This is a genomic window from Natroniella acetigena (genome assembly GCF_023227745.1).
GTDB classification, from domain to species: Bacteria; Bacillota; Halanaerobiia; order Halobacteroidales; family Halobacteroidaceae; genus Natroniella; species Natroniella acetigena.
This window is the reverse complement of the sequence record NZ_JALKBX010000037.1, coordinates 1-24,781: the sequence shown is the minus strand read 5'-3', so window position 1 is coordinate 24,781 and position 24,781 is coordinate 1. Positions and strand designations below refer to the sequence as shown.

Here is a 24,781-nt window from a genome sequence, read left to right as displayed (position 1 = left end):
TTGACAGTGTACAGTGAACAGTTTACAGTTAAGATCAAAACCTTAAAAAATTAAGATCTCTGAAATGCCTTATGTTCTTAGGTTTAGAGTGATTTTGATTTAAGATTTTAATGGTTTTAACTGTTAACCGTCCCTACAGGTCTTTGTCAAGACCTTTCGTGAAAACCATAGAAACCATATCAACTGTAAACTGAAACTTAATTGATATAAAGTGGCAAAGTGCCACTTTATATCAATTAAGTTTCAGTTTAATGTTGTTTATCTATATATTATAAGGCTGGTATTAATGGAATTTATGATTGAAATTGGTGATCTAGTGCGGATTAAGAATCAATTGGAGGATTTGACCTATAAAGTAACCTATGTTATTGAGCAAAGAGCGACTTTAGAAGCAATAGAGTTACCTTTAATAACAATAGCTCCGTTATCTTGTTTGACTAAAATAGAGAAAGCAAATGACTTGCGGTCATAGTTTGAGTTTAAGATTAAGGATAAGTAAGAGCAAAACCTAACTTAAACAATAAAATAAAAAAAGAAGGGCCAACTTGGCCCTTCTTTTTTTATTTTATTAATATGCTCGTTCTACTTTTCCTGCTTTTAAGCAAGAAGTACAGACCTTAATTCTCTTTGGAGAACCATCAATGATAGCTTTAACCTTTTGTAAGTTAGGTTTTTGGGTTCTTCCAGAACGACCTGTTACATTACGACCTACTCCACCTTCTTTTTTAGCTTTACCTCTACGAGTAACTGCATTACTTTTATTAGAACCTTTACCACATACTTCACAGAATCTTGCCATTATTTGCACCTCCTTAATCTATATCAATTTATAATAAACACTAATATAACCACTTAAATATTTTAACATAAATAGCAGGTAACAAGCAAGTATAATATGGTATTTTGTTAGATTAAGAAGGTTTTTATTGAGAACTCTTGAATAACAATTAAAGTAGGAGGAAGAAAATGAAGATACTAAACAAACTCCTTTAGGACTGGTATAGTAATATTCGGCAGCAAATGAAATTTTAGAAATGTATAATTTGGATTGTGCTAGATGTGTAGGAGCTAATTCAGATAGTTTAGAAATAGTAGCAGAAGTTAATCAGATTAATTTAGAAAATTTATTAGCCGATTTAAAGAAGTTAGAAGATAATAATTAAATGTAGATCAAGGAAAGGAGGGGAGCAATGTCTACTAACCAAAAATTATCAAATGAATTAGGGATAGTCAATATTTCCAAAGATGTTATTTCAACTATAGCTGTATTAGCTGCAATGGAATGTTATGGATTAGTTGGTATGTCAAAGCAAGGAATTCAAGATGGCTTAAGTAAATTGTTAGGCACTGAAAACCTTAGTCAAGGTGTTAATATAAAAATTATTGATGAAGGAGTTAAGATTGAGCTTTTTATTATTGTAGAGTATGGAGTTAAGATATCAGAGGTAGCTAATAATATAATTGAGAGAGTTAAATATACTTTAAAAAATAAGACAGGAGTCAATGTGTTGGAGGTTAATATTAATGTGCAAGGAGTGAGAGTTGATAATGTTACCTAAACATTTAGAAAAAGATATTGAGCAATTAGATGCAGAAGGTTTTAAACAGATGTTGATAATAGCTGGTAACTATTTAAAGGAGGCGGAAGAAGAACTTAATAATTTGAATGTATTTCCAGTTCCCGATGGTGATACTGGGACAAATATGTATTTGACTTTATCAGATGCAATAGCAGAGATAGAAAAGAGTGAAGCTGAGACAGTAGGTGAGCTAGCAGATCAGCTGGCTAGAGGAGCTTTAATGGGAGCTAGAGGGAATTCGGGAGTGATTTTATCTCAATTATTAAAGGGTTTTGCTGATGGGATTGGTGATGCTAGAGTATTAACTGGCCAGATTTTAGCTGATGCCTTAGAGCAAGCAGCTGATAAAGCGTGTCAGGCTGTAATGAAACCTGTTGAAGGAACAATCTTGACAGTAGCTCGAGATGTAGGTATTAAATCAGAACAGTTAATTGAAGAACCGAATATGGTTAAGTTTTTAAAAGAGGTAATTGCAGAAGCTGAAGCAAGCGTCAAAAGAACCCCAGAATTGTTGGATGCTTTAAAAGAAGCTGGTGTAGTAGATGCTGGGGGAAAAGGATATCAAATCTTTTTAACGGGATTATTGTATGGAATCGTTGCTGAAGAGAAGGTTGACTATCAACAGCAAGATTGTGGGGATGAGCAGCAAGAGAGTGTAATTACTGAAAGAGAAATAGAGTTTGGATACTGTACTGAATTTGTTATTAAAGATGCTGCGATTGCAGTTGATGCTTTTAGAGAGTTAATAGCTGATTATGGAGATTCATTATTGGTTGTAGAAGCAGATAGGATCTTAAGAGTTCATATTCATACTGAACATCCAGGAGAAGTTTTAGAAGCAGGATTGAAGTATGGGCAATTAATCAAGATAAAGATAGATAATATGGCTGAGCAGCATCAGGAAAGGCAAGAAATTGAAAACAATAAGACTGAAGGCGTTTCAGTAAAGCAAGGGGTTGAAGAAGTAGAAGATGATTTAGCAGTTTTAGCTGTAGCTGCTGGTGATGGTTTAAAGGAAATTTTTATAAGTCTTGGAAGCGAGTATGTATTAAAAGGTGGTCAAACTACGAATCCTAGCACCCAAGATTTATTGAAAGGGGTTGAAAAATTATCAGCTGAGCAGGTTATTATCTTACCTAATAACAAGAATGTTATTTCAACTGCTAAACAGGTTAAGGAATTGACAGATAAAGAGGTTGAAGTAGTGCCGACAGCTACTATTCCGCAGGGAATAAGTGCAATGGTTGCTTTTAACCCAGAGGGTAAGTTAGAAGAGGTAAGTGCAGAAATGAAAGAGGAGTTACAATTTGTTAAGACTGGTGAGGTAACTTATGCTACTAGGGATACTAAAATTAAAGATGTTGAGATCGGTGAAGGTGATATCTTAGGTTTAGCTGAAGGTGAAATTGAGGTGGTTACTTCAAGCTCTAATCAAGCGGTACTTAATTTATTAGCCGAAATGATCGCCGAGGGTGATTCGTTAATTACTGTTTATGCGGGCCAAGATGTGACTATGGAGGAGCAGGAAGGATTAATGGCAAGCTTAAAAGAAGAATATAGTGAATTTGATGTTGAGGTTTATGATGGCAAGCAGCCGATTTATTATTATATTCTTTCTATAGAGTAGGAGTGATTAATGGTGAAAAAGATAGCAGTAGTTACTGATAGTACAGCAGATTTGACTACTGAAGTATTAGAGAAATATAATATTTGATAAGTTTGTTAAAACATATGAAAGATTGATGGAAAGTATAAAGATAAAGCAGAGCAGTTATAAGAGAACTTGCTTGAGCAATTTGAGTGGGCAGAAGTTGGGATGATGCAGTTTGGCCCAGTGATAGCTGCTCATGTTGGTCCGACACCTTTTGGAATTGTTTTTTTGAAATAAGGCTGAAATAATTTGATAATTGTTAATGATGATTGGTATAATATGTAGGGAAGGTTAGTATGCTGATCTTTGTGGGGTGGGCTTGATGGATAATAAATTAGAAGATATACTTGAAAAGATGATTAAACCAATACCGATTGAAATGAAATTGAGAGGCTTAAATACCTCAGTTTTTGGCGGTTTTGATTCTTATATATTAGAGTGGACTAATAAATTAATGAGTCAGACTGACAGTACTCAGCTAAAAGAGATTGCTCAATCTTTAAATTTTTTATTTAAGGATTATAATAAGGTAACGATTGATGATCGCCAACAAAAGTTAAAGGAATCAATCAAGTTAGTCAATCAATTGTCTGAACAGATAAGAGGGGCTAAAGCATTTGAATTAAAGAAGAATAAATTGGTTAAGATTAGACCTCAAAATGCTAATTTAGTTTATAATAATTTAGTCAAGCAGAAGCAGGGGGAGCAAAAGCAGGATTTAAAAGTGAATAATAATTCTAAAGTTAAAAATATGGAAACTGATCTACCTGATTTTTGGCAGCAGACTATTCAGTACATTAAGGGTGTTGGAGAGTACTGGGTCAAAAGATTAAAGAAGTTAGAAATTGATAGTATCAAGGACTTATTATATTATTTTCCTCGTGACTATAATGATTGGAGTAACTGCCAGCAGATAAATCGATTAACTAGGGGGATGAAGGTTACTGTCCAAGGCAAGGTTGTTAAGATTAATCGGATCCAACCTAGACGCGGATTGACGATTATTAAGGTTGGGATCAGTGATGGGACTGGTATTTTATATGGGGTCTGGTTTAATCAAAAGTATATTAAAAAAGTGTTTAGCAAGGGAGATTATTATTTATTCAGTGGAGAGGTAAAGTATAATTATGGTCAATTTGAAATTAATAATCCTCATTATGAAGAATTAGATTCAACAGAGTCCTTACATACAGGGAAGATTTTACCGGTTTATCCTGCTACTAAAGGGGTAAGTCAGAAGAGATTAAGAATGATTATTAATAATTGCTTAGATAAGTACTTAGCTGATCTTCCTGAATTTCTTCCCAAAGAGATTTTAAATAAATATGATTTTGTAGGAATTAAGGAAGCATTGCAGTTAATCCATTTTCCTGATTCTAAAGAGAAGTTGAAACAGGCTCGAAAGCGCCTTGCTTATGAAGAATTATTTGTCTTGCAGTTGGGTTTAGCTTTGCGAAAAAAAGAGGCTAAAGCTGATAAATTAGGCATTCAGCACCTTGCGGACAAGAAGTTGATTGAACAGTTTTTAGATCTATTGACTTTTGAGTTGACTGCAGCTCAACAGAGGGCATGGATTGAAATAGAGACGGATATGGAAGCAAAGGAGCAGATGAACCGTTTGCTACAGGGAGATGTAGGGGCAGGAAAGACTGTGATAGCTACTTTGGCTTTATTGAAGACTGTTCAATCTGGATTCCAGGGCGGATTAATGGCCCCGACAGAGATTTTAGCTGAGCAGCATTATTTAGGTTTAAAGGAAGAATTGAAACCTTTAGGAATAGAGCTTGGTCTGTTGGTAGGTAGTTTGACTAATAAAGAAAAAGAAAAGTTGTTGGCCCGAGTTGAAGAAGGAGAGATTGATATTATCATTGGAACCCATGCTTTGATTCAAGAGGGGGTTAACTTTTCTCAATTAGGACTGGCTATTATTGATGAGCAACATCGTTTTGGGGTTAAACAACGGGCGTTGTTACAGGAAAAAGGTACTAATCCTGATATTTTAGTGATGACAGCAACACCGATTCCTCGTACTTTGGCTTTGACGGTCTATGGGGATTTGGATCTGTCAGTAATTGATGAGCTACCACCAGGTCGTAAGCCGGTTATAACTGAATGGCGAACTGCTAAGGCAAGGCAGCGAATCTATTCTTTTATTAGACAGGAGATTGAACAAGGGCGCCAGGCTTATATTGTCTGTCCGCTAGTGGAAGAGTCTGAAAAACTGGATATAAAGTCTGCTACTGAATTGGCTGCTTATTTGGAAGGGGAGGTCTTTCCAAATTTAGAGATTGGGTTGTTGCATGGGCAGTTAAAATCGAAGGTTAAAGAAGAGATGATGGAAGAGTTTAGATTAGGAAAAGTAGATATTTTGGTAGCTACAACTGTAATTGAGGTTGGAGTTAATGTGCCTAATGCTTCGATAATGGTGATTGAAGATGCGCAGCGTTTTGGGTTGGCCCAGCTGCATCAGCTACGTGGTAGAGTAGGTAGAGGTAAGTATCAGTCTTATTGTATCTTAATAGCTAATCCTTCAACTGAAGAGGGCCAAGAAAGAATGAAGATTATGACCAAATCAAATGATGGTTTTGTGATTGCTGAAGAAGATTTGCAGTTACGTGGACCAGGGGAATTTTTTGGAACTCGTCAACATGGGATGCCTGATTTGAAAGTTGCTGATATCTTACAAGATCATAAGTTGTTGGAGTTGGCTAGAGAGGATGCCTTTGCTTTGGTTGAGCGAGATCGAAACTTAGTTAAAAAGAAGCATCAGTTGCTTAAACAAGTCTTAACCGAGGTCTTTGATTATGATTTTGATTTAATAGATATCAGTTAGATATTAGTGACTAGTAATTAGTAAGAAGTATAAAAACTTAAAAGTTAAAGAATTATACAGTATTATATTACTTTTTTAATTTAATATAAGGAAAATTTTTCGTTATGATTTGAATTAGTTTTGGTTTTTGAAAGTTTAAAGGGTTTTAATTGTCAACTGTAAACTAAACCATGGAGTGATAAAATGAGAATTATTGCTGGACAAGATAAAGGTAGAAATTTAAAATCATTAGACAGAAGAGATGTAAGACCAACTAGTGATAGAACGAGGGAAGCGTTATTTAATATTTTGGGTCCTGAGATAATTGGAACAAGGTTTTTGGATTTGTATGCCGGTTTTGGTGGGGTTGGAATTGAAGCAATGAGCCGAGGGGCAGATGAGGTTGTTTATGTTGAACAAGATAGACAAAATGCAGAGGTTATTGAGGAAAACTTAGCAATGGTTGGCTATCAAGGTCGAAGCCAAGTAATTAGAGGGGATGTAATAAAGGCTGTAGGTCGCTTGAAACCAAATTTTGATTTAATTTTTATGGATCCGCCTTATCAAGAGCAAAATTTATATGATAAAACATTAGATAAAATAAGCGATTATAAATTATTACATCCAACAGGATTTATAATTATTGAGCATGATGCAGAAGTTGAGTTTGAGTTATCAGCAGAATATAATTTATTTAAAAGAAAAGAATATGGTACAGCAGCACTCAGTTTTGTTCGAAAGGAGGATAAGTAGATATGGCTAAGATAGCAGTTTATCCAGGTAGTTTTGATCCAGTAACTAATGGACATTTAGATATTATTGAACGTTCTAATAATATATTTGATAAGGTTATTGTAGCAGTCTTTAATAACCATACTAAAAAGCCTCTCTTTGAGATGGAGGAAAGGGTAAAGATGCTTAAACAAGCAGTTAAGGAGTATGATTCAGTAGAAGTAGATTGTTTTACTGGGTTATTGACTACTTATTTAAAACAAAAAGAGGCAAAGGTGATTGTCAGAGGATTACGGGCTGTTTCTGATTTTGAATCGGAATTTCAAATGGCTTCGATGAATAAAAAATTAGCTTCAGATATAGAAACAATATTTATGATGACCAGTACTGAATATGCTTATTTAAGTTCGAGTATAGTTAAGGAAGTGGCCAGCTTTGAAGGTTGTGTTAGAGATTTAATTCCTGAATTTATAATTGATAGATTGTTTGATAGGTTAAGAGAAAGAGATCTGCTTATTTAAGATTTATAGATGAATTGACCTCCATGATGGAGGTCTTTTTTAATTAAAATGATGAAAAGAGATTATTGTTATCCTTTTGATGATGTGGATGATTAAGGAGACTAAGATTAAGCTACTAAGAAATAAGATTAGGAAAAAGGACATTTGAGAAAATCGCTCCCAATAACCAATAGTTAAGGTTATTTCCTTATGAGCGATAGTAATATTTGTAACTAAAGTTTCAAAATTTATATTTAATCTTTTTAGCAGCAGGAAAGTAGTTAGACTGGCGAAGATACCATGTAAAACTCTAGAAAAAAGATAGGGTTTTAGTCGGATATCAGTTCCTTCGACCATGGCGGCTACTTGAGCATGAACTGATAAACCACTCCAGGCAATGATTCCGCTAGCAATTATTATCTGTTGTTCTAAAGGAGCAGTAGTTTGGCTAGCAAGATGTGAACCATTTGTAATTTCAAACAACCCACTAATGATGGGCAAGATTAAGGATTCTTCAAAGCCGAACGGTTTAAGAAAAAAGCCGATTAAACTGCTAAGTAGACTAGTAATACCAATAGCAGTTAATATTTCAGTTAAAACAGAAAAAAGGATTATAAATCCACCGATCAATAATAAAGTATTGACAGATTCTTTAATTGAGTCTCCGAGTAATTGACCAAAGGGGCGATTGTCATTTTTTCGTGCTTTATATAGTTCTTTGAAAGCCTTTTTTAATATATTCTTTTCAGTTGTTTGATTGTGGATTACATCTTGGTTGTTGGTTTTAGGGTTATAAAAGCGCAAGATAAAACCAACCACTAAACAAGATATATAATGGGCCACTGCTAAAATTACTCCTAATTTTGGTTGACCAAACATGCCTATAGCTACTGCACCTACCATAAAGAGCGGATCGGCAGTGTTAGCAAAAGAGACTAGACGCTCCCCTTCCACTTGAGTACATAACTTTTCTCGCCTTAACCGCCCAGTGATTTTGGCCCCGATCGGATAGCCGGAGGCTAGGCCCATAGCTACTGCAAAAGCTCCAATTCCTGGAACCTTAAAAATTGGTCTCATTAGTGGTTCTAGTAAGGCACCCATAAAGTGAACTACACCTAAACCCATCAAGATCTCAGCAATAATGAAAAAAGGTAATAGGGCAGGGAAGACGATCTCCCACCAAGTATGTAAGCCATTAACTGCTGCTTCAAATGCTTGCTCGGAGTAAATGATCAATGCGATAGTGATAAAGATTGCAATTAAGGCTTTAAGATTTATGATTTTTTTATTGAGCTTCGTTTCCAAAAGATTCCCTCCCTTGTAATAAGTACTTACCTAATAATATTTTATCGTTGTTAATAATATTACTTAAATAGTTTGATTGAAGCTGGGTAAAGTCTTTTGGATGAAATTAGTTCAATTTATTATTGCAATTTAGGTAACTATAATTATGAAGGAGAGTAAATAATGTTGGGAAGAATCTATATTAATTTCAGAAGGAGACGGCTTTATAGGGAGAAATATTGTGAAAAGATTAATTGATCAAGGATATAATGTTTTAGTCATTTATAATTATGTAATTAGTTTGCCAGCTAAAATTAATAAAAAATAGATTACTATGATTATAAAAGTAGTTATATACTTAGGCGAGTAAGATTATTAATAATCTGATATTAATGGGTTTGTGCGACACTCAAAGCAAAAACTAAAAATAATCTAGCTGATTTCTTGACAAATATAAATAATCATTATATACTTTTAGTAAGAACTAAAAATAATCTTAGCGAATTTAGTAATAATATTCGATGATATATTACATACTAATGAAGTATTGAATTATTTTTTTAGCTACATTCATAAAACTAAGAATAATCTAATTTCTATTCATATTCAACCTATAATCAGGGATGATTTGTAGATTGGTGACTGATGTTTTTTTAGCTAGTTATCTAAAAACTAAAAATAATCCGATTGAATATTGGGTTAAAATAATAATCGAGGAGGAGTTATATGAAAGGTAAGGATGTTATTTCAGATTATTTTCATAAGAGTAGGGCCAAGGGGGAGGAAAAAGCTGAATCATATAATAGATTATTAGATGCATTATTAGAGCAGAAACAGAAAAATGCTATAGGAAGTGATCATCCCCTTTATAATGAACTCAAAGAATTAGCACTACTCAGTCCAAATGAAAAACTAGATTTATTGAGGGAAGCAGAAAGAGAACTTGAGGATAGGAAGTCAGGTTTTTTCATCTTTAATCAAAGGTTAAGGGAGCTTATAATAGATAACTTAAAAGTTTTGGTTGGAGAAGAGGAGCCTAAAATTTTGAATTTGTTTTCTGGGACTGGTGCCTTAGCAGAAGCTTTATACAATGAGTTTGGTGGAGATGTAGTTTCACAAGAGTTGAATTCTTCCCAGTTTAATATTCAAAGAAAAATCTTTGAGCTGTGCAATCTAGATATAGAAGTTAATAATGCTAATTCACTAACGACTAAAGAAGCAAATGAATATGATTTGGTTGCTTCAATTCCGCCTCTTGGAGGTAAAAAGGTTAAAGCAGATGATATTTATTTAGAGAAGGTTGATAAAAAAGTAATATCACGACTTGATCATAATGGAGCTACACTTTTAAAGAGTTTAGAGCTTGCTAAAGAAGGGGGGGTTGTCATTTCGGTTCTAACATTAGGATTCCTCTTTTCAGGAAGAAATAGAAAAGTGCGAGAGACTATCTTAGAACAAGCCCAAGTCTTAGCTATAATAGAAACTCCTAAGAACACTTTTGCACCTTATTCTGGTGTTCAAGGAGCTATAGTTATATTGAGAAAGAAGGAAACGAATGAAGATAATGAAGCAAATAATTTATTAATGGGTAGTTTTGCTGAAGTAGATATTGATTCAGATGATTTTGTAGAGGAGAAAGATAAGTTTTTAAATGAGTGGGAAGATTTTGTTAATGAGGAGGTGTAATATGCCAGTTAAGATAGTTGGCTATTCAATTTTAGAAGGAGATTGGACTCCAAGTAGGTATTTATTCATTCCTGATGAACCTGATTATCCTACTAAATTGTTAAAAGAAGTAGCAGATATAAATGAAAAGTCTAGATTGCTTGATTTAGATGATTATGAAGATGATAGTGAAATTCAGTTAGTAGAAGCTAGATCAGTTGATAAGAAAACAGGAAAAATAATTGATCCTAGAATAGTAAAAGTAGGTGAATTACCTAAAAGGGCCAGACTTTTGGCCTTTGAAGGTGATATTTTGATTCCACTATTACAGACCAATAAATTTATGCCTGCTTTAGTTAAGGAAGAAAGTATGCTTGTTTCAGATTATTTTGCTGTAGTAGTGCCTCAAACTGATCATTATTATTTATTTTGGGCATTAAGTAGAGAGTATGTTGTTCAACAGATTAAAGCTAAATCAAGAGGAAGCGTAATTACAAGATTACGAATAAGTGAGTTAGAAGAAGTTAAGATTCCTTGGTTAAGCAAGGAGGAGCGTAATGAAAAAGCTAACTTAGTAAAGAAACAGTTTAATAAATTGACTCGTAAAGAGATGGCAATATTATTTAAAGAAAGAATAGATAATCAATTTAATGACCTGTTTGGAGTTGAAAAGAATAGATTGACCGGTAGATTAGTAAGTAAGGTTGATTATAAGGATTTTACGAATAAGAAGAATTGGTCTTTAAAGCCTTTTTTGATGAGAGAAGTTGAAGATTTGGTTACAGACTCGGAGAAGTTAAAAATATATAAACTTGAAGAGATTGTTGACTCTATAGATGGAGGGATTAATCCTTATCGAAAAAAGAGTGGTGAGAAAGAGGTAGTAAAACTAGTTAAGGCAAACAATTTAGATAACTTATTAATTAATGAACCTTTTGATGAAGAAGAGCTAGAAGTAAATAATGATTTAGAGCTAAAAGCTGGAGATATACTGATGAGAAGAAAAGGAAATGTTGGCCCTGCTGCTGTTGTGACAGAGAAAGAAGAAGGTTTAAGCTTTCATGATCATTTAGTTAGACTGAAAGTAGATACGAAGGTAATTGATCCTAATTATTTAGCAATTTACTTAAATAGCAATCTTGGTCAATACCTATTAGCTACTTATATCAATTCAACAACTATGAAGTATATTACGCTGAGTAATTTGAAGAAGGTTAAAGTGATTGTTCCAGAGATGGAAGTGCAAAAAGATATAGTAGATAAAGTAACTAGAATTATTTAAAGAATCGAGAATTAAGATAGTTCAAGATTTGACTTTTTAGGTCTTGAACTATCAATAAGTAAAGTGTTATTGAATAGCGAATTAAGGATGATTATCACTAGTTACAAGAAGAAGGAAGTTTATTGAAAGAATAAGTAATTAAATATTAAGTTTGGAGGGGTAATATGTTAGCAGAGGATGTACTGACTGAGGTGTTTGGAGTAGTTGAGAGTAATGGTCAGTCTGCTGTCAAGAATCCTGATTTAGAGGTGAACTTGGGAAAGAAGAGAGTATTTAAAGAGACAATAAAGGAAATAAATTCAAATGTAGTTATGGAGACTACCAAGCTCAATCTACGCCAGTCAGCTGCAGTAAAGTTTGTAAATTATACGTCACATCGGATTAAGGTGATGGATGAAGAAGAGAATATTGTTTTGGATTTAAAGCCGGCTAAGAGGTCAGCTAGGATCAGAAATAGAAAAGAGGGGATTGTCGAGGTTGCGGGAGTCCCTATAGCCACTGAGCTTACTAGGAAGGTAGAGAATTTACCTCCACCTCAGCCGGGAGTGCTTTATGTAGTCAGTGGATATGTCAAGAATGTACTCTCTTGTAGGACAGATTTGGTCTCACCTGATACTTCAGATCATTCGGTGGTCTTAGATAATAATGGAAATATTGAAGCTGTAAGGAGGCTTACGAGATAAGTGAGCTTTTAAAATAAAATTAAAGGAGGAAGCAAAATGTCTAATAATTTGAAATTGATTCATTTTTCTGATGCTCATATTGGTCATAGACAGTATGGATTAAAAAAGCGACGTGATGATATGTATATGACATTGAGAAGGACAATTTATGATGCAGTAAATAGCGGGATTGACTTTGCAGTTTTGGGTGGTGATTTATTTCATAATCGGAATGTAAAGCCTAAAACATTAAGTGATGTTGAGAGGTGTTTGGTACAGTTTAATCAGGCAGAAATACCAATTATAGGAGTGCAAGGAAATCATGATGCAAAATTGTATAAGGATGACCTGCATTGGCTGGAGTATTTACATGCAAGAGGTAAATTTATCCTATTGGAAGCTAACTTGACTGGAGACGGGCCAATCTTTAGTGAACATGATTTTGATGAGCCTGGAGAAGCTTCTGGATATGTAGAGTTTGAAGGAGTTCGAATTTTTGGTTTGCAATATTTGGGCCAACGAATTAAAGGTTCTTTATCACAAGTGGCTGAAGGGATAAAGGAGGTTAATCGAAAGCAAGGAGAAGCAGAGTTGACTATTTTATTAGGTCATTTTGGGATTGAAGGGCATATTCCAGGGATGAATGGTGGAGTTGCAGTTAATGATCTAGAACCTCTTGAAGAGATAGTTGATTATTTAGGATTAGGGCATGTACATAAAAAATATGATCATGATAATTGGATCTTTAATCCTGGTTCCTTAGAGAGCCATAATACTCGGGAAGGTCAATGGGATTTAGGGTATTATTTAGTAAATAAAACTAGTGATGGATTTAGTGCAGAGTTTCAGAAATCTAAGCGACGACCGGTCTTTAGATTTGATTTTGCAGTTGATCAATCTAATACTCCACAAGAACTGGAAAGAGAATTTACTCTGAGAGTAGAGGAAGAGATATCTAATTTAAGAAGAAAGCAGAAGGTGAAGCATTTTAGTAAAAGTAATGGTGATTTACGCAAACCGATTATTGCTCTGCGTTTAGAAGGATTATTACAATTTAGTCGTAGTAGATTGGATATAGATAGATTGAAAGAGATTGTGATGGATAAGATGGGGGCTTTGACAGTACGGATCAATGATACTACAGAATCTAAGGAGACAGCAAGTATTATTCAAGAACTTGCTGATGGTGAAGATTCTATTCGTAATCAGCAAGGTCAACTGGATCGTAATCGAGTAGAAAAGGCAATCTTTTATAAATTAGTAGGGCAAGATAAACGTTATAGTCCTAAAAAAGAAGATGTAGTTGAAGCCTTGTCAGCAGTAAAACGAAGTGTATTGGCAGATGAGAGTTCAAAAGCAGTAGCAGAGATGATTAGTGAACGTCGGCGTCAACTTTTTCCTAAACAGAAGGAGGGAGTAAAAGATGAGAATTACTAATGTTGAATTATCAAATGTCAAAAGTTATGATGGTGGTTTGAATAGTATTGATTTAGTTACAGGGGTTAATGCAATTATAGGAAAGAATGGAGTAGGTAAGTCTACAATCCAGGAAGCAATTGGCTTTGCTTTATTTGATCATTTAGATCTAGCTCAAGGGCAATTTGTAAGAAATGAAGAGAGTTTTGGTGAGGTGCGGGTCAGTTTTATTTCTAGTAAGGATGATAAGGAGTATACAGTAGAGCGAAAGGCAGGCCGATCAAGGTATAAAATAATCAGAAGTTCTGATAGTAAGGAATTGGATTTAACCAAGAAGATTGAGGTTGAAAGCTGGTTGAAGGATCATTTAGGGATTCCTGAAGAAGCTGAATTGGATACTGTCTGGAAGTCGAGTATTGGTGTACCACAGAATAAATTTACTGATGATTTTGCTGAGACTCCCTCTAAGAGAAAGGATATCTTTAATCCATTATTGGAAGTCGATGAGTATGATGATGTCTGGGCCAATTTAAAGAATGCTAATGATCTTTTTGAGGATGAGATTACTGAATTAAAGCGGGAGATTGAGAATCTGAAGGGGCAGACTGCTGGCTTAGATGATAAGAAGCAAGAAAAGAAGGAGTTAAAGGGGATAATTAATGATTTAAAGAAGAATAAAGAAGAAATTGAGGTTAAGTTGAAGGAGAAAAACAGTGAAAAGGATGAGTTATCAAGTATAAAGGAAACAATAACTAAACTGGAGCAAGAGATTGAAAAACTGGAAGAAAAGATTGAAGGGAAAGAGGATAATTTAGAAGATGCTGAAGAGAGCTTGACAGAAGCTAGAGATGCTGAGAAGATAATTAAGGAGTGTAAAGCTGGATATAAGGAGTATCGACAGCTAGAAGAAAAGCTAGAGAATTTGAGAGACAAGAAAGATGAAAAGGAAGCTATTCAAGAAGAGAGTAATGAGTTAGAAAAGCAGATAACTGAATTAAAAAGTAAGCAGGAAAACTATGAAGAAAAGGTTGAGTTGGCCCGGAAAGCTAAACAGGAGTTAACAGAGCTAAAACCTCAGAAGAAAGAATACGAAAAATTAGAAAAAAAGGTTACTCAATTACGACAGGTTGAAGAGAAATTAAGAATAAAGCAGGATAGTCTTAAGGAAGTTAAGATGAAGTTAGAGAAAAATAATCAGAAACTAGCAGAACAAAAGAGCCAAATAGAGAAGATCAAAAAGTTAGAACCGATAGCAGATAGGTTAGAGAAATTAGAGGAAGAGCAAGAGGATTTATTAAGCCAACAGGGAAGCTGTCAGGCTAAATTGGAAGATCTTAAAAAGGCAATTAAGAGGCTAGAGGAGACTGATGGAGCTGAATGTCCTACTTGTAGTCAAGGTTTAGATCAAACAGATAGAGAAAAAGTGATTTCCGAAAAAGAAGCAGAAGAAAAAGATATTAAGAAGAAGCAACAAGAAGTTAAAGAAAGACTGCAGAAACTTAAGTAGGAGATGAAAAAGGCAAAGGAAGCTACAGATGAATTGAAGAGGTTGCCTGATTTAGAAGAGCAGTTGGCTAAAATTGAAGAAGAAATTAAAGTGGAGGCGGATAAAGTTGAAGTAATAGAATCAGAAGTAGTAGATTTAAAAGAGGAGGTTAAAGAAGGGAAAGAATTGCAAGAGAAGCTGGAAGGTTTAGATGATCCAAGGCAGAAGTATCAACGGGCTAAAGCTAACTATGAAAATAACAAAGAGGCTAGCTCTAAGTTAGAAAAAATAAATGATGATCTAAAAATCAAGGAAAAAGAAAGAGAAGAAGTGCAACAGAGATTAGAGCAGTATAAGGAGCTAGATAATGAAATTTCTAAGCTAGATAATAGATTGGCTGAACTCAAAGAGCCGTATCAAAAATATATACGCAAACAGGATCTGGCTGACAAAGCAAAAGAGAAGGAGCAAAAGGTTGAAGAAATCAAGGGTCAAATTCAGGGGCTAGAAGAAGAAAAGGAGATATTGAAGAGTGAGTTGAATGAAAGTAAGAAGGAATTTTCGCAAGATAAATTTGATTCAGTGGAAGCTGAGGTAAAGAAGTTGGATCAAAAAGTTATAGCAGCTAAAACGAAGATTGAAGAGAAGGAAGAGCAGTTGATAAAACTAAAAGAAGAAGTTGTAGAGTTAGAAGAGAAAGCTGAAAAGTTGGCAAAGAAAAAGGATGAACTGGTAGAAGTAGAAGCTGACCTTGAATTTGGCAACTTTATGCGGGAGAGTATGAAGAATGCCCGACCATTGATGAGTGAAATCTTAGTGGCTGAAATTTCAGCTGAAGCAGATAAGATTTATCGCCAGATTCGTGACACTGGAGTTGAAAAATTGGAGTGGCAGAAGGATTATGATATTATTGTGCGGGAGAATGGCAAGCAGAAGGAGTTTGAAAAATTAAGTGGTGGTGAGAAGATGAGTGCTGCTTTGGCAGTTAGATTGGCTATTTTGAAGCTGCTTAGTAATGTAGATTTTGTCTTTTTGGATGAGCCGACTGCTAATCTAGATCAGGATAAGAAGGATAATTTAGTCCGTCAGTTACAGCAATTGACTGGAGAAGGGCTTGAGCAGTTGACTGTAATTAGCCATGATGATACTTTTGAGAGTATGACTGAGTATGTAATTGAGTTGATCAAAGAAGATGGTTGCACTAAGGTGGTAGATTAATTATGCCTCTCTATTTAGATCAAGTGATAGAAGAGTTGGAAGCTAAGAAGGGCCAATTGACTGAGAGTATTATTAAGCAAGAGGTTATTGAAGAGTTTCAAGCAGCCATTACAGGTTTGAAAGAAGAGTTTGGTTATCACGAGCTAAAGGATAAGCTCAGTGAACAGAATTATCCAGGAGCAGTGCCTACTATCGAATATGAACAGAATCATAAACTGGTGATTCCATTTGCTGTTAGTGATAATTGGAGCTCACATGAAGCAGTCAATAACTGGTCTAGAGAGCAATTGGAGGACTGTCCGATTATTGCTGCTGATGGCTCACAGATAAATCCGATTACAGAGTTTGAGCAGGTTGTAGCTTTGGTACAGGTAGTTTGGTTGGTCAATCATCATACTGCAGATGGTAATTATCAGGAAGATGTAGAAACGATAATTTTGACCCCTGATGATTTATTGGTCGAGAATTATAGTACGGGCCAACTACAGATCAATGAGCAGGAGGTTCATCTATCCCGTTTTGAGTTGGTGAACTGCTCCATCGTCCTCCAGGTAGTGTCAAGGTTGAATTGCCGATTGATAAGTTTACTTCGACTCATTTATCAGTGCTAGCTTCTACTGGTAGTGGTAAGTCTTATACCGCTTCTGTATTATTAGAAGAGATGATGCAGCCTGATTCAAGGGCAGCGGTCTTGATTGCTGATCCCCATGGGGAGTATGGCTCATTAGAGCAGATGAAGGAAGATAAAAGATTTCAAGGAGAGGATGGTTATAGTCCTGAGATAGAGATTAAGCGACCGAAAGATATTAAGGTTAAAATCTCTGAATTGAGCCTATCAGATCTATTTACTATCTTGGATGATCCATCTAATGCTCAAGAACAAGTGTTAGCTGAAGCATGGAATCGGCTACAGAATAATGATGATGATTATATTTCACTAAATCAATTGAAGAATATGTGCCATCAGATTGGAGAAGAAAAAGAGATGGAGAGCAGTGCTCGAGCTCTAGATTGGAGATTGAATAAGGCTTTAAATCGTGATCTATTTGATAATAGCAAAAACTTGTCATTACCAGAGTTATTACAGCCTGGGCAGTGTAGTATCTTACAGTTGGATACAATGAGCTTGAGGGATCAGCAGATGATGATGGCTGTATTATTGCGAAAGATTAATAAGGCACGGATTGATTGTGAGAAGGGGAGGGCTAATGAGCTTGACTTTCCCGTTTTTATTCTATTGGAAGAGGGTCATCGCTTTGCTCCAGCAGGTGGTAGTTCCCGTTGTGCAGGGATTTTAAGGACTATTCTAAGTGAAGGGCGGAAGTTTGGGATTGGAATAGGGATCATTAGTCAACGTCCTAGCAAGATCGATGATGATGTCTTATCCCAATGTAGAACCCAGATTATTATGCAGTTACAGAATCCACTGGATCAGGATGCAGTCAAGAAGAGTGTAGAGGATGTAGGAGAGGATCTGTTAAATGAATTACCAGGTCTGACCCCTGGTCAAGCAATTGTTGCTGGTGATAGTGTCAATACACCTTTCTTGGTCAAAATCAGAGAGCGGTATACTAAACATCAGGCTGATAGTTTAGAAGCTACAAAGTTGTGGAAAGAGAAATGGGAATTACAGAATAGAAGGAAGACTACAGGGGTAATCTCTGCTGATGATGACGAAGGGGTAGAGGATCGAGAAGAGCTACTATAAAGAAGTGACTAGATTTTATATTATCCGAGGGGGATTGTTATGCTAGCATATAGTATTGAATGTAAAGAATGTGGTTACGGTTGGGTTGCTTATTTCACGGAGGAAGAGATAGGTAATCTTCCAGTAAAGAGAGAATGTCACGAATGTGGTGTATTAGTAGTTCCTAGTGATGCTGAATTAGCTTATGGTTACGAGGGTTATGCTGATATAGAGGATTTTATTTATGGCTAATGGGAAAAGGTTAAGAAGTTAGAGATTAATCAAAAGTTTAATAAAATAGTTAATATGACTTTGTTGGTAGTAAGCTGCAGGGATTTTAAGAGAAGTATAGAAAAGATAAATTAGCATAAGATAATATTTGGTAAAATTAAATTTTTTATGAAATTAGGAGGTTGTTATGGAAAAGCTTGATAACTTGTCTAATTATCTTAATTCGCCTAAAACTACTGATCAATTACATGAACAGCTTAAAGATAATGATTCAGATTGGAATAGGGAACAACTAGAATTATATCTTACCTTAGATAAGAAAGTGAAGAAAGAAAAAGATAAGTGGATGATAGGTGAAGTATCTCAAGAAGAACGATTATTAAACCTTATTCGTGATAAGTTGGATTCTAAGCAAGGAATAAGGTTAGATAAATTTGTAGGTGAATTGCCTTATGGGTTGGTCTTTAGTAAGGACGATATTATCAGTTTGGTTGAAGGAACAGATGATTTAGAATGTCCTAATTCGATGGTAGTAACTAAAAAGCAATAGGAGTTGATTATAGTGGGAACAATGACCGCTCAAGTTTTAGTAGGTAATTCTCATCCTAATCATGGTGGAATTAATCCTAGTCATTATTTATTTTTATCAGAGAATAGTCGCCCAGCTTGGATTCTAGTTCCTCAGAACATCTTTCCTGGAGGGGGTAGAGGGAAACGAGATAAGGTTACTTGGATTCCAACTTTGGAGAATATGCTAGAAGATGCTTTATTGATGATTGGGCTTTATGTCTTAGAGGATGAAAATTTAATTGAATTGGCCCGTCAATATTTTAATGATTTTGAATCGGAGCACATAGCTCTGTATGATGATATTAGTGAGGGAGATCGTAAAAGGTTATATCAAGAATGTCGCAAACTTGATTATGATTTTAAGATTGTAATTACTACTTTTGATAGCAAAAGGTTTAATTTTAAGGTGTTAGAAGAGTACTTAATGGATGTCAGTGTTTGTACACCTGATTATAGGCGTTGGTATTCCAAGTGGCAGGATGAAGTACGGACTGAAGGAAGTTTAGAATAATTATTTATTAAAGGTGAAGCTACCTTATTAAATTAACAACAGTTAGGAGGATATAAATGGGGATAAATCCAAGCAATAAAACAATTGATGATATATTTGCTAATAAAGAGTATAAGATTGATTTTTATCAGCGAGATTATAAATGGAAAAAGAAGCATGTAGAAAGTTTACTTAATGATATTTTTTATAAATTTAATAATAATTATGATCCTGAAGTAGATGCTAGCTTAGATATAATTGACAAGTTTGATTGGTATTATTTACACACATATGTTGTTAATACATATAATGCCAAAACTTATATAGTGGATGGTCAGCAAAGATTTACTACTTTAAACTTAATATTGATTAAATTATATCACTTAGCTAATAACTTTGAAAAAGAAGAAAAGGTTGATTTAATTAAAAATAAAATTTACGGGCCAATGATTGAAGGAAAAGCTTTTTGGATGGGGGATAATGGAAGGGATGAAGTTTTAGATGACTTGTTGAGCAATGGAGAACAGACTATTGATTCTATTGGAGATGATATTAGCTTAAAGAATATTTATCAAAATTATGAGTATATCAAGAAATATTTAGAAAAAGAATTAAATACTGCACACAAGTTTGATGTTTTTCTATTTTATTTCTTAAAAAAGATTAATTTAGTTGAAATCAGTATTGAAGATGCTAAAGATGTTCCAATGGTATTTGAAGTAATAAATGATAGAGGTGAGAGTTTAAAACCTTATGAAGTTTTTAAAGGTGAGTTATTAGGTCAACTAAAAAGAGAAGAAGTAGAAGATTATTATGATATTTGGACTGAAAACATTAGCAAACTACAAATTATTGATGAAAAAGAAGTAGATAGATTCTTTAGGTTTTATTTTAGAGCTAAATATGTTGAGAGTAAAGCTGAATATAAAGAGTTTGATGGAGAATATCATCGGACTGTTTTTTCTAGCAAGTGGGATAAGAAATTAAAATTAAGAAGAAATCCAATTCAAGTTAAACACTTTATTAAAGAAGACTTTGATTATTATGCTAAATTATACCTAGAGTTGTTAGCAAAAAGCGAGAAAAAAGAAGGCAAACATTTATATTTTAATTATTTAAATGGTCAAGAAAGGCAATATTTATTGATTATGTCCGCTATAAAAAAGGATGATTCAGATAGAGATGAAAAAATAGAGCTAGTTTCTAAGCTGTTTGATCGTCATTATTCATTGCTTAAGTTAATGGGGTGTTATGATAGTAATCAATTTACTGAATCAATTATAGATTTAAATAGTAAAATCAGAGATAAAGACATAGATGATATAAAAGGAATTTTTAATCAGCAGTTACTAAAGGAGATTAATGAAACAAAAGGTATAAATATAGACAAGCCATTACAATGGAATTTATTTAGAGAAGCAGGGAAGAGTCTAGGGCCAACCTTTATTAGATATTTTTTCAGTAGAGTTGATCACCTAATTGCAGAAGAATGCCACTTGCAAACTGATAGTTATTATAATTTAGTTAAAAATAGAGGTCACGTAAATGGCTATCATGTAGAGCATATTTTGGCTGATAATGATGAGAATAGAGAAGTTTTTAGTAATGAAGAAGATTTATTTTATAGTGAACGGAATAGACTAGGTGCATTATTAATACTTAAGGGTAGAGATAATAAATCTTCAAGCAATGAAACCTATAAAGATAAATTAAAGACTTACTCTCATGCTACATTATGGGCTCAAACTCTTACTGAAGACTTTTATCATTGTAATCCAGATTTCAATGATTTCATTGAAAAATATGATTTGAACTTTAGACCAATAGAAGTTTATGACCAAAAAGCAGTAATTGAGCGACAGAAATTACTTTTTGAAATTGCTAAGATTATCTGGGAATAATAAACTAGACTAAAATTAGGAGGTTTTAGAATGGAAGAACTATTATCAGAAGTACAACAGAGATTATTAGATAAAGGATTTAATGAAAAAATTAAAGAAGAGATCGAAGGAGAAATAGCAGAATTATTATATTCAGATGGAAGTCAAAAATCTATTTATTGTCGGGTTTATCCAGAAGATCATGAGTGGAGCCAGACTATTAAAGAAGTTACAATTACCGAAGGAATAGTACAGCCTAAATTCCCTACCTTTGCGTGGGCGACCAACGGAGAAAGTAACTTCTATATCGATATGGCAGAAGAAAAATCAGTTACTAAACTGCCAGATGTATCAGAGTTAGAGACAGTAGAAGAGAGAGAATTGGATGCTAGAGAAAAATGGTCTAATCAAATCTATCAGCAACTGCAAGAAGATTTTGATGAACTACATAAAACTATCTTTTCTAAAAGAGATCATGTAGATAACACGAATGAAGCAATCGATGAATTTTGTAAGTTGATTTTTATGGAAGTTTTTAGATTAAATCATCCTAATTATGAATTGAAGAGTGGGCAGTTAATAAATGAAGTTGTTAATCATAATTATGTAAAAGAAAATCCTGAAAAAGCAATAGAAGATATTCGAGAAGCATTTAAAGAAGTTAAAGGTCATCCAGACTATTTAGCAGCAGGGGAATATTCAATTTTTGAAGAAGAAAGTTATATTAGATTAAAAAACCCGACTATTTATGAAGAGGTATTTGACACTTTGCAGAATCTTGGTCAATTTAGAGATGATAATGGTGAAGTAAAAGAAGGTACACTAACAGATGTATCAGGTGATGTCTTGGGTCGAGTCTTTGATGTCTTACTTAGAGGTAAGTTTGAGAATAAAGGTGGTATGGGGATTTATCTAACCCCGCGGCAGGTTACTGAAGCTATGGTAGATATGACCTTCAATGATTTAAAAGAGACAGGTAAGATAATTGCTAAAGATGCCGATGGAAAGCCAGAGTTAAAGGTTGGTGATCCTACTTGTGGATCAGGAGGTTTCTTAGTAGGAGCATTAAATAAGATTGAAAAATATATTTCTCAACTCGGTGGCTGGAGTGATGAAGAGAAAGAAGAACATTTACAGAAACTGAAAGAAAATAGCTTTGTTGGAGCAGATAACTCGCCAGGGATGATTTTAAAGGCAAGAATTAATATGGCACTTCACGGTTCACCGCGAGCTCAGTTCTTTAAGGTGCGAAATTCGTTGACTACAGATAAATTAGAGCCAGAAACCTTTGATTTGATCTTAACTAACCCACCATTTGGCAAAGAGGGAGCTTACAAAAAAAAGAATAAGGAAGATAAAAAGATTTTAGAAAAGTTCTCTACTGATATTGTAGATAAATCATGTCAAATGCAGAGCGATAAATTAGCTTTAGGGAGTAAGAATTATAGTAATGGATGGAGATTAAATAGTTCTGTTGAACCTCAAATTTTATTTATTGATCGCTGTTTGCAGTTGTTGAAGCCAGGTGGATTATTAGGGATTGTCTTACCAGATGGAGTTCTTTCTAATTCAGGAGAGCAATATGTCAGAGAATATTTAATGGGTACTAAAAATGAAGAAACAGGAGAGTTTGAAGGTGGTAAAGCAATAATTAAAGCTGTAGTTTCTTTACCTACTGAGACATTTAAATTGTCAGGAACAGGAACTAAGACTTCCTTTTTATATTTGAAGAAGAAAGAACATCAAGGAGAAAAACAGGGGCCAGTTTTTATGGCAGTAGCAGATAAGGTCGGATTTGAAGTAAAAAGGAATGTTGAGATAGAACTTGGAGATGATCATAATGATTTATTAGATATTGTAGAAGGATATAAAAGATAAATTAGGAGGTGAAAATTAATGAGTGAATTAGATGAAAAATATCAGATTATTAGTAAGAATCCAAGTATAGTTATGATAAAAAAAGAGTTGGTTGTAGACAGGTTAGATTCTTCTTATTATCATTATCAATATTTTAAAGTTGAGGAAAAAATAAAAGAAGTTTCAACTAAGTTACTTAAAGAAACATGCGATGTAGATAGAGGTAGAACTCCAAAATCTAGTGATTATTCAGATGATACTGGTTATTTTATTATTAAAGGAAATAATCTTACTTCTAAAGGTATAAAATATCATGAAATTCCAGAAGTGTCGGAAGAATTTTTTGCTAAATATTCTGAAAGAAGTTTAGAAAAAGATACAATTTTAATTTCTTCTATTGGTACTGGATCTACTGGAAAAGCTGATATATTAACTCAGGAAGGAAAATATTTGACTGTAAGTGAAAATACAATTTTAGAAAAAGCCAGTGAAGAAATGGATATGTACTATTTAGTAAGTTTTTTAAGAACTACTTATGGATATTTAGAATTATTAAGAAATGAAAAAGGAAGTTCAGGACAAGCCCATTTATATCCTCAAGACATAGAAACTATTTTAATCCCTACTCCTTCACCTGAAATCCAAAAATATATTGGTGATAAAGTTAGAAAGGCTGAAAAATTAAGAGAAGAAGCTGAAGAATTGAGGGAAAAAGCTGAAGAAGAATTTTATCAAATAGTTGAATTTGATCAGTATACTTTTGAGCCTCAAAAAAGTTATAATGTTTCTGTTAATAGACTTGAGCCTTATTTAGAGGCTAATTATTATAAGCCAAAGTATTTAAAGTTTTATGATTATCTTGATAATTTAGAATTTAAAATTAAAAATTTAGATGAAATTTTAGCAGGAAAGCCTCAGAAAAGCAATTCACCAGCAAAGAAGAAACGAGTTAATGAAGGAATACCTTCTTTAATTGTTTCAGATATTGATCCATATAAACTTGAAGTAGAAGAAAACAAAATTAGTGTTTCTAAAGAAGTTTACGAGGAAAGAGAAGGAGCCCAATTAATAAAAAATGATGTTATATTTACAACAGCTGGTCCACCTTTGGGAGAAACAACTATAGTAGTTGAAGAAGCATTACCCTTATTACATGGATCCCATGTGACCGCATTTAGATGTAATGAATTATGTAATCCTGGTTATTTAACTTTAGTTTTAAATTCAAAACTTGGACAAATTCAAACTAAAAGACATTGTTATGGGATAAGACAAAAATATTTATTTAATAAACAGTTATATAAATTTCAAATTCCTTTATTACCTAAAGAAATTCAAGGTGAATTAGGAAATATGATTATTAATTCAATAAAGATGGAGTTTAAGTCTAAAAGACTTATTGAAGAAGCCAAACAAGATGTAGAAGATTTAATAGAAGGAAATTTAGATATTAGTTGACGGTTGACAGTTTACAGTTGGCAGTTAGTAAAAAATATATTGTCAGTTATGGAATTAGCAAATGAAATTACTCTAAATTCATTCGCACTCCTTAGCTGACAGTAAAATTTGGAGGGAGATAGATTATGGGATTTGGAGACTGGCTGGGAAATAAAATAATCGAAGGTTTTGAAGAAGCAGAAGAAAAATTAGATAATTTAGAAAGGACAATTAATGATCCTGTTGGTAGTGCAGAAAAAAATAGGTTCAACAACGACTTTTGTGATTTAATAAAAATAACATAAATTAACAGTAAAAAAAGATACAAAAAAACCGATATA

General features: G+C 33.8%; 24 protein-coding genes. 22 read left to right on the top strand and 2 right to left on the bottom strand.

Annotation, left to right across the window (positions count from 1 at the left end; all coding sequences use genetic code 11):
• Positions 1-286 precede the first annotated feature (286 nt).
• The gene (locus MWH25_RS08770) at positions 287-472 is read left to right on the top strand and encodes a hypothetical protein (protein ID WP_248627277.1); all 186 of its coding nucleotides are present in this window, start codon (positions 287-289) and stop codon (positions 470-472) included.
• 96 nt (positions 473-568) lie between these two features.
• On the opposite strand, the gene rpmB is transcribed toward MWH25_RS08770, so the two are convergent.
• Complete coding sequence (gene rpmB, locus MWH25_RS08765) at positions 569-799, bottom strand: 50S ribosomal protein L28 (protein ID WP_248627276.1); 231 nt, start codon at positions 797-799, stop codon at positions 569-571.
• A 235-nt stretch (positions 800-1,034) separates the two neighbouring features.
• On the opposite strand from rpmB, the gene MWH25_RS12940 reads away from it, so the two are divergent.
• The 6 genes from MWH25_RS12940 (at position 1,035) to coaD (ending at position 7,296) form a co-directional block, all read left to right on the top strand.
• Complete coding sequence (locus tag MWH25_RS12940; RefSeq protein ID WP_282706932.1) at positions 1,035-1,163, top strand: hypothetical protein; 129 nt, start codon at positions 1,035-1,037, stop codon at positions 1,161-1,163.
• 27 nt (positions 1,164-1,190) lie between these two features.
• A complete protein-coding gene (locus MWH25_RS08760; RefSeq protein WP_248627275.1) occupies positions 1,191-1,559 on the top strand; it encodes an Asp23/Gls24 family envelope stress response protein in 369 nt (122 codons plus the stop codon).
• On the top strand, positions 1,549-3,207 hold the full coding sequence (locus MWH25_RS08755) for a DAK2 domain-containing protein (protein ID WP_248627274.1): 1,659 nt from the start codon (positions 1,549-1,551) through the stop codon (positions 3,205-3,207). Before MWH25_RS08760 ends, MWH25_RS08755 begins: the two co-directional genes overlap by 11 nt.
• A 346-nt stretch (positions 3,208-3,553) precedes the next feature.
• Positions 3,554-6,064: an ATP-dependent DNA helicase RecG gene (gene recG, locus MWH25_RS08750; protein ID WP_248627273.1), complete on the top strand. Its 2,511-nt coding sequence runs from the start codon at positions 3,554-3,556 to the stop codon at positions 6,062-6,064.
• A 183-nt stretch (positions 6,065-6,247) separates the two neighbouring features.
• A complete protein-coding gene (gene rsmD, locus MWH25_RS08745) occupies positions 6,248-6,796 on the top strand; it encodes a 16S rRNA (guanine(966)-N(2))-methyltransferase RsmD (protein ID WP_248627272.1) in 549 nt (182 codons plus the stop codon).
• A gap of 2 nt (positions 6,797-6,798) precedes the next feature.
• Complete coding sequence (gene coaD, locus MWH25_RS08740) at positions 6,799-7,296, top strand: pantetheine-phosphate adenylyltransferase (protein WP_248627271.1); 498 nt, start codon at positions 6,799-6,801, stop codon at positions 7,294-7,296.
• A 39-nt stretch (positions 7,297-7,335) separates the two neighbouring features.
• On the opposite strand, the gene ylbJ is transcribed toward coaD, so the two are convergent.
• A complete protein-coding gene (ylbJ, locus tag MWH25_RS08735; protein WP_248627270.1) occupies positions 7,336-8,580 on the bottom strand; it encodes a sporulation integral membrane protein YlbJ in 1,245 nt (414 codons plus the stop codon).
• Between the two features lie 705 nt (positions 8,581-9,285).
• On the opposite strand from ylbJ, the gene MWH25_RS08730 reads away from it, so the two are divergent.
• The 15 genes from MWH25_RS08730 to MWH25_RS08660 all read left to right on the top strand — a co-directional run bounded on the left by MWH25_RS08730 (position 9,286) and on the right by MWH25_RS08660 (position 24,745).
• A complete protein-coding gene (locus tag MWH25_RS08730; RefSeq protein ID WP_248627269.1) occupies positions 9,286-10,245 on the top strand; it encodes an N-6 DNA methylase in 960 nt (319 codons plus the stop codon).
• Between the two features lies 1 nt (position 10,246).
• Complete coding sequence (locus MWH25_RS08725; RefSeq protein ID WP_248627268.1) at positions 10,247-11,506, top strand: restriction endonuclease subunit S; 1,260 nt, start codon at positions 10,247-10,249, stop codon at positions 11,504-11,506.
• Positions 11,507-11,670: 164 nt separating this feature from the next.
• Complete coding sequence (locus tag MWH25_RS08720) at positions 11,671-12,189, top strand: hypothetical protein (protein WP_248627267.1); 519 nt, start codon at positions 11,671-11,673, stop codon at positions 12,187-12,189.
• Positions 12,190-12,225: 36 nt separating this feature from the next.
• Positions 12,226-13,605: a metallophosphoesterase family protein gene (locus MWH25_RS08715; protein WP_248627266.1), complete on the top strand. Its 1,380-nt coding sequence runs from the start codon at positions 12,226-12,228 to the stop codon at positions 13,603-13,605.
• Positions 13,592-15,091, top strand: a complete 1,500-nt coding sequence (locus MWH25_RS08710; RefSeq protein WP_248627265.1) for an AAA family ATPase — start codon at positions 13,592-13,594, stop codon at positions 15,089-15,091. Before MWH25_RS08715 ends, MWH25_RS08710 begins: the two co-directional genes overlap by 14 nt.
• 3 nt (positions 15,092-15,094) lie before the next feature.
• Entirely contained in the window at positions 15,095-16,288 is a 1,194-nt protein-coding gene (locus tag MWH25_RS08705) for a hypothetical protein (RefSeq protein ID WP_248627264.1), read from the top strand.
• Positions 16,289-16,290: 2 nt separating this feature from the next.
• Positions 16,291-16,899 (top strand): hypothetical protein, encoded by a 609-nt coding sequence (locus tag MWH25_RS08700; protein ID WP_248627263.1) that lies wholly within the window; start codon positions 16,291-16,293, stop codon positions 16,897-16,899.
• Positions 16,857-17,996: an ATP-binding protein gene (locus tag MWH25_RS08695; protein WP_248627262.1), complete on the top strand. Its 1,140-nt coding sequence runs from the start codon at positions 16,857-16,859 to the stop codon at positions 17,994-17,996. Before MWH25_RS08700 ends, MWH25_RS08695 begins: the two co-directional genes overlap by 43 nt.
• A gap of 39 nt (positions 17,997-18,035) precedes the next feature.
• Positions 18,036-18,227 carry a hypothetical protein gene (locus MWH25_RS08690; protein ID WP_248627261.1) on the top strand — a complete coding sequence of 64 codons (192 nt, stop codon included), beginning with the start codon at positions 18,036-18,038 and terminating at the stop codon, positions 18,225-18,227.
• A gap of 166 nt (positions 18,228-18,393) precedes the next feature.
• On the top strand, positions 18,394-18,756 hold the full coding sequence (locus MWH25_RS08685) for a hypothetical protein (protein ID WP_248627260.1): 363 nt from the start codon (positions 18,394-18,396) through the stop codon (positions 18,754-18,756).
• Positions 18,757-18,768: 12 nt separating this feature from the next.
• On the top strand, positions 18,769-19,287 hold the full coding sequence (locus MWH25_RS08680) for a hypothetical protein (RefSeq protein ID WP_248627259.1): 519 nt from the start codon (positions 18,769-18,771) through the stop codon (positions 19,285-19,287).
• Between the two features lie 56 nt (positions 19,288-19,343).
• Entirely contained in the window at positions 19,344-21,167 is a 1,824-nt protein-coding gene (locus MWH25_RS08675) for a DUF262 domain-containing protein (RefSeq protein WP_248627258.1), read from the top strand.
• Between the two features lie 30 nt (positions 21,168-21,197).
• Positions 21,198-23,024, top strand: a complete 1,827-nt coding sequence (locus MWH25_RS08670; RefSeq protein ID WP_248627257.1) for an HsdM family class I SAM-dependent methyltransferase — start codon at positions 21,198-21,200, stop codon at positions 23,022-23,024.
• Between the two features lie 72 nt (positions 23,025-23,096).
• Positions 23,097-24,461 (top strand): restriction endonuclease subunit S, encoded by a 1,365-nt coding sequence (locus MWH25_RS08665; protein ID WP_248627256.1) that lies wholly within the window; start codon positions 23,097-23,099, stop codon positions 24,459-24,461.
• A 125-nt stretch (positions 24,462-24,586) separates the two neighbouring features.
• Positions 24,587-24,745: a hypothetical protein gene (locus MWH25_RS08660; protein ID WP_248627255.1), complete on the top strand. Its 159-nt coding sequence runs from the start codon at positions 24,587-24,589 to the stop codon at positions 24,743-24,745.
• The last annotated feature ends 36 nt before the right edge of the window (positions 24,746-24,781 follow it).